We start from the raw sequence: 15859 nt of genomic DNA, 5'->3' as shown, positions 1-15859 counted from the left end.
AATAGCGCTAAAACTCTATTATCGCGTTGTTTGTGTGTTGTTTATTCGGTCTGATATTCCATCACATTGTTGCGTAAATTAACATTAACTGCTCGAAATCTTGTACCAATTATAATAAACTTCAAACCTATTTGCCTGGCAATTGATGCCAAGTGTTACTAATTATCAAACAGATAGCAGTAGTATGATAAAACGTCTCAATATCAGTATTCGCAATGCGCTAATTCTTACCATTACGTTTGCATTAGTGTTAAGCACCTTGTTGTCCACGCTATTTAGTAGTGTGCAATTTAACCGTGTTTTCGAACAATTTAACGACCAAGCCTATTTTCCTGCTTTGCTGGGTAAAGTTGAAGCGAGTATTCGTGCAGAACTAAACACCCCACTTGCACTAGCGAAAGGTATGGAGCAAAACAGCTTTTTGATGAAATGGGTTCAAGATGGTGAAAACACACAGCAGTGGCCTGAAATTCAAGATTACTTTGAGCATATTAAAAACGAAAACAATGCGGCAGTTGTATTTTTAGTATCAAGTGTGACGGGCAAGTACTACCAAAATGATGGTATTTTAAAAACCATATCAAATACCGATCCGCGCGATGCATGGTTTTATGCCTTTATGCAAAAGCCAGTTGAGCAACAACTTGCGGTAGCGGTTCACCAAGAAACGAAAAAGCTGATTGCTTACACTAATGTTAAGGTTAACCTAAATGGCAAAGACTACGGTTTAACGGGCCTTGGCTACGATATTAGCCGTATTACCGATATCATTAAAAGCAATAAGATTGGTGAAGCTGGCTATGTATTTTTGATTAAGGATGATAACACCTTTGCAGCGCATCCAAACGAGCAGCTAGTTGGTTCTGATTTTAACAAAATTGAAAAATACCAACCGCTTAAACAGCTAATCAACACATCTAAACAGTTAGAAGATGCACAAATCGATACCTTCAGTTTACAAGGCGAAAAGCACTATGTGGCAAGCCAATCGCTAGAAGGTACAGGTTTAACGTTAGTGGCTTTATTGCCTACTTCTGAATTGAGCAATCAAATCACTAGCGCGTTATTTAAAACGGTTGCTGTAAGTTTGGTAATTGCGATTGGTTTTATCGTTGTGATGGTGCTGCTTGCAAATCGTATTTCGAAAAATATATCAGGTATTTCAGATAAATTACTCGCAATGGCGCAGCAAGATGGTGATTTAACGGTACGACTTGATGACAGTCGACATGATGAATTGGGAACCTTAGCTAAAGGCTTTAATGCGGTGATTGAAAACAATCAGCGTATGATCACACGCCTTAAAGATATTGAAACTCAGCTTGCAAACGATATTCAGGTACTGGTTAAGTCGTTCGAACGAGTTACCGATTTGGCGTTCCAACAAGACGGTTTAAGTGAGCAAGTTGCCTCAGCCATTACCGAAATGGGCACAACAGTGGCAGAAGTATCGCACCTTGCGCTTGATACTGCGAAAAGTAGCGAACACGCAGTAGATAACACTAAGCAAAGCATTAGCCAAGTTGAATCAAATGCCAGTGCAATGAAAGCATTAACGGGCGTAATCGAAAAAGCGCATCAGGATATTCAACAATTAGCGAACCAAGCAGAATCTATTAACTCGATTGTTGATGTGATCAATGCAATTTCAGAGCAAACAAACTTGCTTGCGCTTAATGCTGCAATTGAAGCGGCGCGTGCTGGTGAGCAGGGGCGTGGCTTTGCAGTGGTCGCTGACGAAGTTCGTACATTAGCAAGCAAAACACAAGGTTCAACCCAGCAAATTCGCAGTCAAATTGAGCAGTTCCAGCAATCAACCGAAACCGTACTGTCAGCAATGGCGCAGGGTTTTGAAACGACAAAATCAGTGAGTGAAAGCTCGGTTGAATCAAGCCAAACGCTTAACCTGATTGATGCGCGTATCACAGAAGTAAAAGACATGAACCAGCAAATTGCCACTGCGACAGAAGAGCAAAATCACGTGGTTCAACACATTAATGAGTCGGCAGTAGAAATCGCCGATTTATCACGCCAGTTCCATGGCATTGCGATGAAAGATACCGAGCAATTAAAGCAATTGAATGCACTGTCAAATGAGCTATCTGAATTGATATCACGCTTTAAAGTGTGATATCAATTTATGTAATCTGTGAATCTTTCTAACAAGCTTAATAATTTGCTAACAATGCGTAAAATTTACTGTGTAGAATAACTACATAAATAAAACGTTACCTTGTTAGCATTTATTTAGCCTGTTAACACTAAGGCATTTTACAAATTCCAACCGTTAACATGCTTGAAATTCAATTAAACAGTTTTGTACGACGTATCGCGCGTGCGAATGAGTTAAAAACGCTTATTAAAGCTTCTGGCGCAAAATTAACGCGAAAAGGGCGGTCTCGAAACTGGCAATTGCAAGGCGAGTGGTCTCAGTTTGCGCTAATTATTGAATTGGCAGAAACGCAAAATGAGCCGAGTTGGTTATGGGTGATTACCCAACTAAAAAGTGTAAAGCCAAAGGCAAGTGTAAGTGAGCTGATTGAGATTGTACGGCAAAACCCAACAATTACCCTTACGCAACTCATGGCAAAAACAGATTGCACCCTGATTGAAGGGCGACAGGCACTCGACAGTTTAGCGTTTGATTAAATGTAGTAGCGCATATTTGATCGCGCAGTGTCTATAAATAGGTTTGGACTTCACCTGATGGGCTGCCATAATCGAATTTGTGACTTTGATAAAACTATTAAACATAAACCTCCCTTTCTATAATAAAGCCCATCCATGGGCTTCATGTTACTTTTCTTTGCTTCTGTAAATTCAATTAATCAGTGCAACACTTTATTTAATCATAAAAGTGGAGCCAGTTAATGAGTAATAGTTCAGCTGTTCGTTTTACCGATAAAGAAAAAGATGAAGTTTGGCGAAGATGGAAGTCTGGTGAATCTTTGAGTGCTATCGGCAATATATTGGGACGCAAAGCACCTTCAATTTATCATGTTTTATCTAAACATGGTGGTGTAAAACGCTTTAAACGAAAACGCTCTAAGAATCACCTATCTTTAAATGAGCGAGAAGAAATATCACGAGGTATAGCTCAAAATAAGTCTTTTAGGGTAATTGCTAAAGAACTCAAACGAGCGCCTTCGTCTATAAGTAGAGAAGTATCACGTAACGGCGGCATTCATAAATACAGGGCTTGTACCGCTGACGATAAAGCTTGGAAACGTGCTAAAAGACCTAAACTTTGTAAACTAAAATTAAATCAAGAACTCGCATTATTAATAGCTGATAAGTTAAAAAATTTGTGGTCACCTGAACAAATAGCTGGTTGGCTAAAGTTACAATACCCAAATGATAAGAGTTGGCACGTGTCTCACGAAACAATCTATAAAAGCTTATATATCCAAACTAGGGGAGTATTGAAAAAAGAGTTACTTAAATGCCTTCGCTCCAAGCCAAGAATAAGAGGAGCTAGAACTAAAGAAAAAAACCAAAGAGGTCATATTCAAGAGCTAATTTCAATTAGTGAACGCCCCGCTTCGATTGAAGATAGGGCTATACCAGGTCATTGGGAAGGTGACCTTATTGAAGGTAGTCAAAAAAGCTATATAGCAACATTAGTTGAAAGGCAAACTAGGTATGTATGTCTTGTTAAAGTAAAAAATAAAAGCACGCATAATGTCATTCCTCAACTAATAAAGCATGCTCAAAAATTACCTAGTAGTTTATATAAATCGTTGACTTGGGATCGAGGTACAGAGCTCAAAGGTCATAAAACGTTTTCAGAACAAACAAATATTGATGTGTACTTTTGCGATCCTCAAAGTCCTTGGCAACGAGGCTCAAATGAGAATACTAATAGATTGTTAAGACAATACTTCCCGAAGGGTACAAATTTATCAATATATTCTCAGGAGGAATTAGATGATGTAGCACAAGCACTTAATAGTCGACCGAGAAAAACTCTTGGATTTTGTACACCGTTAGACAAATTTAAAGAGTGTGTTGCATTGACTGATTGATCACACATCGCCAAAGATAAAGTAACCAAAAGAAAGGCGACCGCGCTATTAAACTTTATCCTCAAAGCAACTTTGAATTTTTAGATAAACGCCATGGAGCGGCATCCGTGCCTAAGCATGGCTTACTCGACTCGCTACGCTTCCTGTCTCGCATTATCAATTCAAAATTGATTTTCGGGTTTGATAAAAGCGGAAATGATTTTATGCAACAGCCTTCAAGGTCATCAATGAGTAACGGACGTTTAGATTTTTTAAACCCTTACTTTTCAGCCTCTGAATTTAAACCTTTCCCCCATATTCAAGAAAGTGCGCAAATTGCGCACTTTTATCTTTCTCAAAAAATTAACCGCATGTATTTTTAATAATACTGGCAACTAGTTATCAACTTTGTTAAAACTAAAGCATTCAGAAAAGTGCGCGATTGCAAATCAGAAATATGCGCAATTTGCGCACTATTAAATTGTTATATGCCTTGGAGGGAATCATGCATATTGCCATTAGCTTCAAAACATCAAAGTTTGATGTATCAGCTGAAAATAAGAATCCGATCAATCCAATCTATGGTGAATCATTGTTGAAATGGCTCAAGCAAGAATTAGGTTCAGAATATGAAATCACTGAACCTGATGCTGAAGATTGGGGGTGGTATAGCTATATCAATTGGAATAATCGCCAATATATGCTCGGCGCATCAACCTATTTTGAAGAAGGAGATGACCCTTCTGCCGAGCTAGAGTGGATCTTCCAAATAGATAAACCACGCACACTCAAAGAAAAGCTGTTGGGTAGAGAAAAAATATCAAACACCGACGAGTGTGTGGTATTTTTTAAATCAAAGTTTGAAGCAGAACCAGGAATTAGCGCCGTAGCTTTTGAGTAATCGGCATATAACAAGGCCGTTAAACCAAGGACACAAAACAGCAGGCTGTGCTCCTTCGTCGCAAATTTTAGCCTGCTATTTTGTGCCGTTTACGGCAAGCGTTACGAATGGCAGCTGTTGGCACAAAGCGGCTATTCACTGGCAGATTTGATTCAGTTCTATAAATCAAATCTGGTAGTTTGAGTTAAGGCTTATTCAGATTAAACGATTTTTTGACTAGACGACAAAGCGTATTCAATGCCTTCTAATGCTTCGCTATACGCGTCTTTATCGTTGTATTTCAGCGCTTTTTCAAAGTAATCTGCGGCTTCTTCAATCGAATGATATTTGAACATAGCCGCCGCGCCGCGCAGTTTATGTAACGCTTGTTGTAAATCTTCCCAGCTTTCGTTGCTATAAAGCGATTTTATCGCAGCTTTTTCGCGTTCAAGTCCTGCTGCGAAATTAGCAGCAAGATCACCCGTGTCGACTGTATTTGAAATATTGATCGCTTTGTGACTGCGAGATTTGCTGTCATAGCTAACGTATTTTCTAAGTGTCGAGATAAAGTTTTCTTGTTCGAGCGGCTTTTTAATGTGATCAGCAAAGCCCTGTTCAAGATAACTCAACACTTCGTGTTGCATGGTATTTGCCGTAATGGCGACAATGGGCTGGGTAAACCCTGAACCTTGAAGTTGCTTTAATGCGCCTATGCCATCTAATATCGGCATTTGAATATCTAGCAGTACTAAATCAAAGCGTCCGTGTTTGCATTCTTCAACGGCTTGCGCACCGTTTTCCACTGCAACGACTTCCAAACCCAAATGTCGCAACAAACGTACAATTAATTCGCGGTTATCATCGTGATCTTCTGCAATCAATACGCGGCCTTCAAAAATGGCTTTGTCATCGCGTTGCGAAACGGTAATCGGTTTAGCGACTTTACTTTTCTCAACATTTAAATGAAGTGTAAATTCGCTGCCTTTGTGCACTTCACTGGTGACAGAGATTGAACCGCTCATTAAATTGGCGAGTTGTTCTGATAGGCATAAACCTAATCCTGAGCCACCAAATCTACGGGTAATACTACTGTCGCCTTGGGTAAAGCTATCGAATATCTCTTCAAGCTGTTGCTCTTCCATACCAATGCCAGTGTCAATAACGTTAAATCGTATTCCGGTAAACGTTTCACGAATTGATAAGGTAACACTGCCTTTGTCGGTAAACTTAACGGCGTTAGAGCATAGGTTGAGTAATATTTGTTTTAACCTGAATTGATCGGCTTTAATTGCAAAGTCATCATCAAGGGCATTAATAATGTAAAAATCGATATTCTTTTTATTGGCCAATGTAGTAAACATTGTGCCAATTTCTTCAATCAAGCCACTTACATTAAATGTACTGATATCAAGCTCTAATTTGTTCTCTTCGATGCGGCTGATATCGAGAATATCATTAATTAAATCAAGTAAGTGCTTACCATTGTTGTTTATGATTGCCAGATCTTTATTAAAGTTGCGCAGATCATAATGGGTATTGCTCATCGCCTCTGAATGACCAATAATTGCGGTGAGCGGGGTGCGTATTTCATGGCTCATGTTGGCAAGGAATTTTGATTTAACTAAGCTTGCTTGGCGTAAATCTTCACTGGTTTTTTGTAGTTCTTGCGTGCGTTGCGTAACGATAACTTCGAGTTGCTTCTTTGCTTTACGTTCGTGGGCACGGCGCTGGGCTGCAACTATCAACAAAATGCTTAAAAGACCTGCAACGATAAAAAATATGCGCTGTTGCTTTGATTTCTCTATGGCGAGTTTTTGAATTTGTTTTTCTTTTTCAAGTTCGGTGACACGTGTTTCGAGTTGGTTACGCTCTTCAAAGGCTTGTTCTTGAGCGAGGCGCTCTTTTAAGTTTTGCTGCTTGATTTCAGTATTGACAAGTTGTTGCTGCTTGCGTACGCCATACGCTTGAGACACCATATTATTGGCGCCATAAATGATCAGCGCTTGGGAATATGCTTTTTGTAAAAGTTGTTTGTTACCCGTTTTTTTTGCGATATCGATAGCGTGATTAATTTGTTCAAGTGCCATTTCTGGCTCTTCTAACACAATAGCGACGCGAGAAAGGTGATATGCGACGCTAAAATTTACAGTTGGGTTATTTAGCTTCTCACCGATTTTTGCTGCATTAGCAATGTGCACGCGTGCTTGATGGTAATCCGTTAACCAAATATAGCTATCCGCGAAGTTTAGTTCGACAGATGCTAAGTGATAGGCGTCATCTTTATTCACTAAAATCGCTTTAGCATCACTTAAATGTTTTATTGCACGGTTGTATTTACCAAGCGCATTTAACGACACAGCTACGTTACTGTGCGTTAAAAATTGCGTGTCTTCATCTAACTCGTGGTAATGATTGTTAAGTAGGTCATCGTATATTTCTACCGCTTTATAATTGTGTCCGAGCTTAGCAAGCAAGCCTGCGCGATTTAGTTTTACATCCAGTACGTCTTGCTTTGTACCGTATTCAACATAGCGGGGTTCGGCTTGCTGATAGTAATCGAGCGCGCGCGAGAATTGGTTGAGCTTTTCGTACGCAAGCGCAATATTATTTTCAAGGTGAGCGGCTTTAACTTGGGCATTATGTTCTAAATGAAATGCTAATGCTTTGGAATAGTAGGCAATCGCTTCTTCGGGTTGGTCACTGTAATAGTAAATTAATCCAAGCAGTCGGTTAATGTCTGAGCGTTTACGGGAGTTCTCTGTTAACAGTAGTGCGCGTTTAAGTGGCGCTATTGCGTTTTCTAGCTGACTGATTTTTGCGTAATTAGCCCCGATTAAATGTAAAATGCGTGCGGTTTGTTCATTGCTGAGCTGATGCTGTGTTTGTATTGCCTGGTATGCGTCAATTTGTTGGCTAACATCATCGAGTTGTTTGATGTTGTCAATTTGTTGCGTCAGTACGTCGTCTTCTAGCGCAAAAATCAATTGAGAAAAGCAAAAGCCAGCAATAATTACGAAGCGTAAAATTCCTTTTTTTATAATGCTGTCCATTTTCACGTCTTTTGCTTGATTTAATAGGCGTTTACTGTAAGCAAGTGCGCGCCAGAGTTCAAGCAAATTCGGTAAAATCTCGCCTGTTATCTAACGCTAAAGTATGAATAAAAAGGTATATAAATGATGGGTTTACAAAGGCATGTCATTGGCACTAGAATTGCTTACATGGAAAATGTTAACAAATTATTAAAATAAGTAAGGATGCGTCGTGAGAAAATTGTCGTGGCTAGTCGCAATTTTTTTATTGCAGGTAAGTGTTTCACTGTTTGCAAAACAAAATTTTGAGCTGAAATATATCAACCAACCGATTGTTGTTGATGGCGTATTAGATGAGGCTCATTGGCAAAATGCGACGTTTGTTGATTTAGCTTGGGAAGTAGAGCCGGTAGAAGGTGTTCCTGCTTCAATAGAAACGCATGTTTGGATGTACCAAGATGGCAACAATCTGTATGTTGCGTTTAAGGCAAGCGATCCAGAGCCGGGCAAAATTCGCGCGTCGATTCGCGACCGCGATGACCTGTGGTTTGATGACAATGTCATTGTGATGCTCGATACCTTTAATGATGAGCGCACAGGTTACCAGTTTTATGTAAACGCCCTTGGTGCACAAGCCGATGCACGCATGACCGATTATGGTTCATGGGAAGAAGACTCATCATGGGATGCAATTTGGGATGCGAAAACCCAAATTACGGATACGGGTTATACCGTTGAAATGGTTATTCCGTTTACAGCTATCCGCTTTCCGCTTGTCGATGGTGAACAAACATGGGGTTTGTCGCTATACCGTAACTATCCGCGTGGTGTGTTAAATCAATTCTCAAATATAAAATTTGATTACGACATTAAATGTAGCTTCTGTCAGTTTGATAAAATTACTGGTTTTGAACATGCAAAACCTAGCCAAAACTTACAATTAACACCGACATTAACGGCAAGTCGCAGTGATGTACGTGACAACGACAGTTGGCAAAATGGTGATGCCGATATCGAGCCCGGCTTAGATATTCGCTACGGCATTTCATCGGATGCGGTACTTAACGCAACGATAAATCCCGACTTCTCGCAAGTTGAAGCTGATGCCAGTCAGCTTGATGTAAACAGTACATTTGCCTTGTTTTATGAAGAAAAGCGCCCATTTTTCTTAGATGGAGCGGATACGTTTGAAACGGAGTTATTTAACTTTGTTCATACCCGCAATATCGCGGATCCAGATGTCGGGGCAAAATTAACCGGTAAATCGGGTAATCACACGTATGGTGTGCTTTATGCCAATGACCAGCAAAGTGCGCTGATTTTACCTGGTACGCAAGGATCTAGTTTAGCCGTTGTCGATGAAAAAGCGCATGCAGGGATTGCCAGTTATCAACTTGATTACGGCTCACGCGACAATTTAGGTATGTTGGTTACTAGCCGCCAAAGTAGCAACTACCATAATAATTTAGCATCGGTTGATGGCGCGACGTATTTGTCTGAACAAGACCAAATTCGCTATCAGTTTGCCTATTCAGATACAAAAAATACCGAACAATTAGTCACCGACTTTGACCTTACTAAAAACCAACAGGGACATACCGCGTATGTCGAGTATCAACGAAACACTAAAGCATATGATTTAAAAGCATCGTATCGACAAGTTGATGCTGATTTTCGTTCGGATTTAGGTTTTGTAACGCGTGCCGGTTATGAAAAAGCGCTCGTTGGTGGCGGCTATCATTGGTATATGCCACAAGGCGAGTCGGTAACAGATTATTGGCTGAAAGGCGATTATGATATTAATTACGAACGTCACGGCGATAAATTAGCCAGCGAACTTGAAATATACGCAGGCCTTGAGGCTATCTACAATATTTACACAGAAGTAGGGTATATCGCAGGTGAAACGAAATATGGAAATCGTTATTACGACGAGCAATATGGAGATTGGTGGTTTTCAGGTAAGCCAACGGGCGATGTAAAAATATCACTTTATGCGCGCGAAGGTAAACGCATCGATTACCGTAATGCGGAGCTTGGTGATTCATTGTATTTAAACCCAAAAATAACATGGGATTTAAATCAGTTTTTACAGTTTAAACTTGCGCATACTTACAGTGAAATGAAACTTGATGACGCTCTGTCGTTTCGCGTTAACCTAACCGATTTACGTGTAAACCTTAAATTTAATATGCAAAGCATGTTGAAGCTTGTTGTGCAGTATGAAGTGGGTAAGTATGGTGATTCACCGCTTGAGATTACTAATCAGATCAATAAAGAGCGCGATTTTGCCACCCAATTGATTTACTCATATAAGCTTAACCCGCAAACATTGTTTTATTTAGGGTATTCAGACAACGGATTTAGTGATGATGACGAACAACGTCTAAAAGCCAATGAGCGTACGTTCTTTACCAAATTTAGTTATGCATGGCAGCTTTAAGTCTATGTATTAGAGTGTGTTGTTCTTTAAGGAACACATAAAAAAAAGTGGGCAATGCCCACTTTTTTGTTTTTAAGGTACTATTGAGCTAGTTATTTAGCTTGATTCTCAACCCACTGAGTCAATAAACGTACACTGTAGCCTGTACCACCTTTTGGCACTTCATTTTTTGCTGATGACGCAAGTGCATTACCGGCTATGTCAATGTGCGCCCATTTGGTATCGCCTACAAACTGTTGTAGGAAAGTCGCTGCAGTTGTTGCGCCCGGCCCACCTGAACCAATATTAGCGAAATCTGCAATCGGGCTTTTAAGCATATCTTTGTAGCCAAGTGGTAAACGCCATAGGTTTTCATTTACTTGTTTACCAGCAACTGTCAGAGATTCAACTAGGCTGTCATCATCTGAAAATACTGCAGCATAACGATTACCAACAGCACGTACTTTTGAACCAGTAAGCGTTGCAATATCGACCATAACTTGAGGTTTAAATTGCGTGCGTGCATACCAAAGTGCATCAGACAGTACTAAACGACCTTCTGCATCAGTATTTAGAATTTCTACCGAGTGACCCGCTGCAGTGCGTACTACATCGCCAGGGGCTACAGAGCTTTCCGATACCATGTTAGCGGCCATGCCCATTACTGCAACTACGTTAACTTTCGCTTCGTTTAACGCAAGCGCTTTTACCGTACCAAGCGCTGCTGCCGCGCCTGCCATATCAGATTTCATGCGCGCAATTGATGAACCTGTTTTAATGCTGTAGCCACCTGAGTCAAAGGTTATACCTTTACCAACAAGTGCAATGGGTGCATCGTCGCTGCCTTTATAATGGGCAACAACTAAACGAGAACCTTCATTGCTGCCACGGCCAACCGCTTCAAGCGCACCCATGCCAAGTTCTTTGATTTCTTTTGGTGTTAATACTGATACTTCGACACCAATCTTTTTGAGTTTTTTCGCTTCATTTGCAAAATCAACAGGCGTCATTTCTGTGGCGACTTCAGAAATTAAGTCACGCGCAAGAAATACACCTTTTTCAATGTTAGCTAAGTGCGCGTATTCTTGTTTTGCAGTAGTTGCGTTTGCTGAAATAAAGGTAAACGCTTTTTCATCACGCTTTTCTTTTTGGTATTTGTCAAAACGGTATGCACGTAAGTTAATGCCGTGAGCAAGTTGCGCAAGATCAGAGCTTGCAAATGATGAGGCATCAATAGCAATATTCTGAATGTACTTTTGCTCTAACATGCCAGAAAGCTTACCGCCTAATTTTGTCAGCTCTGATTGTGTCAAGCTGTTGTCATCGCCAAGACCGATAACCATTACGCGCTTATAAATACTGTTTTGTGGTGCAACGACTTCTAACTTAGTGGCAAATTTACCACTGAATTCATTTGCAGCGATTGCTTGATTAAGTTGGCGTGCAAAAGGGTAGTTTGAAAATACGTTTTCGCCTTGCTTTTCATGGGTGAATAAAACAAGCGTATCTGCGTCGGAGGTCGTAGCGTTTGAAAAGTTAAACTGCTCAGCTGCAACAGGCATTGCAGTACTTGCCGTTAGCGCAAGTGCTAATAAAGACTTTTTCATGTGAGATCCTTCAAATATAAATTTGTGCATGTTTACATTAACGCCAGCAAAATGTTAATCGATAAACGATTAGTTGCCAGTTTAGCGAGGCGAATAACAAGAAAAAGGCCACTTGGGTAGTCGTTTGGTTACATTTTGTCAAATATACATTACAAAAATAATGCAATTTTGTTGATTAAACACACAAAATCACCGTCGAAACATTGAGTTAAATCAAAAATTTCGATAAAGTTTGTACTACTTTATGGGGACATTTGTTACCTAGAGCCCATTCTCCTCTATAAAAAATTAACAATTCATACGTGGAAGGCTCTAAATACAAGAAAGGTTGGGGCATGGAATTATCACAAGAAGAGTTAGCTTTTTTCTCTAATATGTTTGCAGACAAATCAACACCTGAGCAAACTGACGAGTCAGGCCATGCGCTTAGCATAAAATCTGAAATTCCAAGCAATCTTTATCAAGTATTTGAGCAATCTAAACTGACACTACTGGCTGAGATTAGTCATTATCAGTTGTGGTTTCCGCTCGAAATGACAATTGAGAACGGTGAGTTCAAACCGGTTCTTGGTACTCCTGAAATTGTCGATATTCAAAATGGTGAGCGCAGTTGGCGTGGTGGTGATTTTGTTAATGTGGAATTGCAAGACCAAAAAGGCAAAGCACACGATCTATTGTCACTTTCAAGTACTGGCATTGCGTTTCGAGTGAGCGACCGTCGCAGCCTTAAGCGCATTTTAAACGAAAAGTCGTTATGTATTAGCTTACCTAACGAAGAGCAGGTGGCGTTAGAATTTGAAGCTGTGCGAGTAGAGCGCGATGTTGTGGCAGCGAAAATTGCTAAAGTTCAACGCGGACGTGACCGTTTAAGAAAGTTTTTGTTTAATTTACATCGTAATGAAAACCAACAACTGTATCAGGGGTTGCAGTCGTAAAGCGCAGCTTACACTAGCAAGCTGCGCCTTTGTGTTATGCCAAACCAAATGGGTCGTCTACGCTATGTGCAGGCTGTGTAAACCACTTTGGACCTTCATCAGTCATGTAAAAATGATCTTCAAGTCTGACACCAAATTTACCCGGTAATACCAACATCGGCTCGTTGCTAAATACCATACCTTTTGCAAGTGGTGTGGTGTCGCCTTTTACCAAGTAGGGTGATTCGTGAATATCCATGCCACAGCCATGCCCAGTACGGTGTGGTAAACCGGGAAGCTCGTATTCTGGACCAAATCCAGCAGCATCAATTACCACGCGGGCAGCAGCATCAGTCACTTCGCAAGCTTGTCCAATTTTGGCAGCATTAAATGCCGCGATTTGCGCATCTTTTTCTACTTGCCATACAGCACGCTGTTCGTCAGTTGCTTTGCCATACGCATAAGTGCGCGTTATATCAGAATGATAGCCTTCAACAATACAGCCGGTATCAATCAGTACCCAATCATTTTCTTGCAGTACTTGAGGATCTTTTACTCCATGAGGGAAAGATGTCGCTAAACCGAACAGCACAATGCAAAACGATGAACCTGATGCACCAACCTTTTTATGAGCTTGGTTAATAAACGCTTCAACTTCGCTTGTTGTAATGCCTGGTTTTAAAATGCTTGCTGCGGCTTTATGCACTTCTAATGTCATATTTTTAGCGGTTTGCATCAGGGCGATTTCCGCATCAGATTTACATTCACGGCAAGGCGCGGTGATAACATCGGCGTTAATCACTGTAAGTTGCGGGTTTGCTTTTATAATGCCGTCGACAAGAAAATAACCAGCGCTTGGATCGACAGCTAGTTTGCCTTCGTTTATCCCCTGTTTTTGCAGTATTTCTGCAATCAACGCGTAAGGGCTTTGATGTTCATGCCAGCCAAAAAACTCGCCATTCAGCTTCATGTAATCGTTCAGTGAACCTTGTTCGAAATGCGGGGCGACGTAACATAGCTCGCCTTTTGCAGGCAAAATAGCACCAACTAAACGCTCGCTTTTGTACCATTTTAAACCGGTGAAATAGGTTAGGTTAGTACCCGCATCAATATACATAGCTGCAATACCTTGCTGTTGCATTAGTGATTGCGCTTTTTGTAAACGGGCGTTGAGTTCGTCGTTTGAAATTGGCGCAACTTGTTGCGTCATATTATCTAATTTGGCTAAAGCTTGTTCTATTGTGCTGCCACCTACACCTATCGTCATATGAAAATACTCTTTATTGTATGCAATATGCAAAATCTATCATTTTATTTTAGGTTTTAGAAGCACTAGGAGTGATTTTATGAAAACTAACCGTTATAATTGAAACACTATAACATTTTAGTTTCTAACTTATCCCCATTCATGACAGATATCACCACCCATAAAACTGCACGGCGCCGTTTACTTATCGCCCTTTCAATTACAAGCACTTTTATGGTGATTCAATTTATTGTTTCGTTTTTTGCCAACTCAATGGCAGTACTGGCTGATGCCGGTCATTTATTTGTTCATAACAGTTCGTTAGTGGTAGCGTTAATCGCCTCAAGCATTGCGATTCACTTAGCAAAAAACTATAACGCGGGTTATAAAAAAGCAGAGCTCATTGGCGGCTTAATTAACGGTATTTTGTATTTAGCCATCGCAGCGACAATTATTTTTGCCAGTACCAATAAGCTTGTAAATCACGCAGAACACTCTCATGAGGTAAATACCTTTTTAATGACGGCAGTCTCTGGCCTAGGTTTTCTATTTCATGCTGCATCGGCTTATGTGTTGTATCAAGGACGCAAAGAAAGCGTTAACGTTTATGCAGTATTTTTACACAGCTTTTTAGACTTGTTATCGACGGTATTAACATTCAGCGCTGGCATAGTGATTTACTTTACTGGCTGGGTCGATATCGACATTTTCTCAAGTTTAATTATTGCTACTTTTGTACTGATAACGGGTTTTAGAGTGATCAAAAAGTGTATTGATGGCTTAGTTGAAACTGATAGCGCGATGCCAGCAGCGACCGATATCGAATCGCGATTAACTAATCTGGAACACATCAGTAGCGTTCACAATGTAACGGTTGATAAGCAAGGCAGTAAAACGATCGTCGGCGCACACATTGTTTTAAAGCCGAGTTGTACCAAAGAACTTCATCACGATTTATGTCAATTAGCCGTCGAAAAGTGCTTGTTGCAAGAATTTTTGGTTAAGCACAGCGTGCTGCAAATTGAAGCGCATCAATGTAAGCATTGTTGATTTATTAATACGTTAATCGTAATCTGATGTGTAAAAGGGCCTTAAAGGCCCTTTTTTGTTTGTTAAAAAAACTATAGCAATGGTTTAGAGCGCTTAACGAGGTGGATTATGTTTACTCTAGCGGTTGATAACACGTTAAAACTAGCGTTAGTTGATGCCAAGTTTGCAACTGCGTATTTTGATATCGTAACAAAGCAACGTGATTATTTAAGTCGTTGGTTGATTTGGCCAAATCATGCCGACAGCATTGAGTTTTTCTCTAATTTTATTACGCGCTCACTGATTGATTATGCTAATGGCAAGTCGCTGGTGTGTGCCATGATATATCAAGGCGAATTAGTGGGAAATGTGAGTTTTAATTCCATTGATCATACGCTTAAAAAAGTTGAAATTGGTTACTGGCTTAGTTGTGATTTTCAGGGCAAGGGCATTGTTACGCGCGCCGTTACTAGATTGATTGAATTGGCATTTACACAATACGAAATGGAAAAAGTTGAGATTGCAGTTGCCGTTAACAATACTGCAAGCCGAAATGTCTGTGAGCGTCTTGGGTTTTCGTTAGAAGGGGTTATTACTCGTGCCGAGAATCTTAATGGCAAAATAGTCGACCATGCTATTTATGGTTTAAAACGCGGTAGTTAATCTAAGCGTTCGGTCAGTGTTTGTTAAAGGTTGGGATTGCGCCATTTTAGCGCACAATCCCGAAT

11 protein-coding genes are annotated in these 15859 nt (G+C 40.3%); 8 read left to right on the top strand and 3 right to left on the bottom strand.

Going from position 1 to position 15859, the window contains the following annotated elements:
* The first annotated feature begins 184 nt into the window (after window positions 1-184).
* From ACXAFE_RS16260 to ACXAFE_RS16245, 4 genes are all read left to right on the top strand, one after another.
* Window positions 185-2131: a methyl-accepting chemotaxis protein gene (locus tag ACXAFE_RS16260; protein WP_475154797.1), complete on the top strand. Its 1947-nt coding sequence runs from the start codon at window positions 185-187 to the stop codon at window positions 2129-2131.
* A gap of 161 nt (window positions 2132-2292) precedes the next feature.
* Entirely contained in the window at window positions 2293-2649 is a 357-nt protein-coding gene (locus tag ACXAFE_RS16255) for a ribosome recycling factor family protein (RefSeq protein WP_475154795.1), read from the top strand.
* Window positions 2650-2870: 221 nt separating this feature from the next.
* Window positions 2871-4025 (top strand): IS30 family transposase, encoded by a 1155-nt coding sequence (locus tag ACXAFE_RS16250; RefSeq protein WP_475154793.1) that lies wholly within the window; start codon window positions 2871-2873, stop codon window positions 4023-4025.
* A gap of 484 nt (window positions 4026-4509) precedes the next feature.
* Window positions 4510-4905 carry a hypothetical protein gene (locus ACXAFE_RS16245; protein ID WP_475154791.1) on the top strand — a complete coding sequence of 132 codons (396 nt, stop codon included), beginning with the start codon at window positions 4510-4512 and terminating at the stop codon, window positions 4903-4905.
* A 200-nt stretch (window positions 4906-5105) separates the two neighbouring features.
* On the opposite strand, the gene ACXAFE_RS16240 is transcribed toward ACXAFE_RS16245, so the two are convergent.
* Window positions 5106-8000 carry an ATP-binding protein gene (locus tag ACXAFE_RS16240; RefSeq protein WP_475154787.1) on the bottom strand — a complete coding sequence of 965 codons (2895 nt, stop codon included), beginning with the start codon at window positions 7998-8000 and terminating at the stop codon, window positions 5106-5108.
* Window positions 8001-8145: 145 nt separating this feature from the next.
* On the opposite strand from ACXAFE_RS16240, the gene ACXAFE_RS16235 reads away from it, so the two are divergent.
* The gene (locus ACXAFE_RS16235; RefSeq protein ID WP_475154783.1) at window positions 8146-10356 is read left to right on the top strand and encodes a carbohydrate binding family 9 domain-containing protein; all 2211 of its coding nucleotides are present in this window, start codon (window positions 8146-8148) and stop codon (window positions 10354-10356) included.
* Window positions 10357-10448: 92 nt separating this feature from the next.
* On the opposite strand, the gene ACXAFE_RS16230 is transcribed toward ACXAFE_RS16235, so the two are convergent.
* Window positions 10449-11942, bottom strand: coding sequence for a leucyl aminopeptidase (locus ACXAFE_RS16230; protein ID WP_475154780.1), 1494 nt, complete (start codon window positions 11940-11942; stop codon window positions 10449-10451).
* A 335-nt stretch (window positions 11943-12277) separates the two neighbouring features.
* Here ACXAFE_RS16230 and ACXAFE_RS16225 point away from each other — a divergent pair, with 335 nt between their 5' ends.
* Window positions 12278-12877, top strand: coding sequence for a hypothetical protein (locus ACXAFE_RS16225; RefSeq protein WP_237129800.1), 600 nt, complete (start codon window positions 12278-12280; stop codon window positions 12875-12877).
* A gap of 34 nt (window positions 12878-12911) precedes the next feature.
* Here ACXAFE_RS16225 and ACXAFE_RS16220 read toward each other — a convergent pair whose 3' ends face one another.
* Window positions 12912-14123, bottom strand: coding sequence for a M24 family metallopeptidase (locus tag ACXAFE_RS16220; protein WP_475154776.1), 1212 nt, complete (start codon window positions 14121-14123; stop codon window positions 12912-12914).
* A 141-nt stretch (window positions 14124-14264) separates the two neighbouring features.
* Between ACXAFE_RS16220 and ACXAFE_RS16215 the strand changes: the two genes are divergently transcribed.
* On the top strand, window positions 14265-15152 hold the full coding sequence (locus ACXAFE_RS16215; RefSeq protein WP_475154773.1) for a cation diffusion facilitator family transporter: 888 nt from the start codon (window positions 14265-14267) through the stop codon (window positions 15150-15152).
* Between the two features lie 108 nt (window positions 15153-15260).
* Window positions 15261-15794 (top strand): GNAT family N-acetyltransferase, encoded by a 534-nt coding sequence (locus ACXAFE_RS16210; RefSeq protein ID WP_475154768.1) that lies wholly within the window; start codon window positions 15261-15263, stop codon window positions 15792-15794.
* Window positions 15795-15859: the final 65 nt, after the last annotated feature.

It is taken from the genome of Pseudoalteromonas sp. ABV4_021, assembly GCF_056159365.1.
This window is presented reverse-complemented; position numbering and strand designations above follow the sequence as displayed.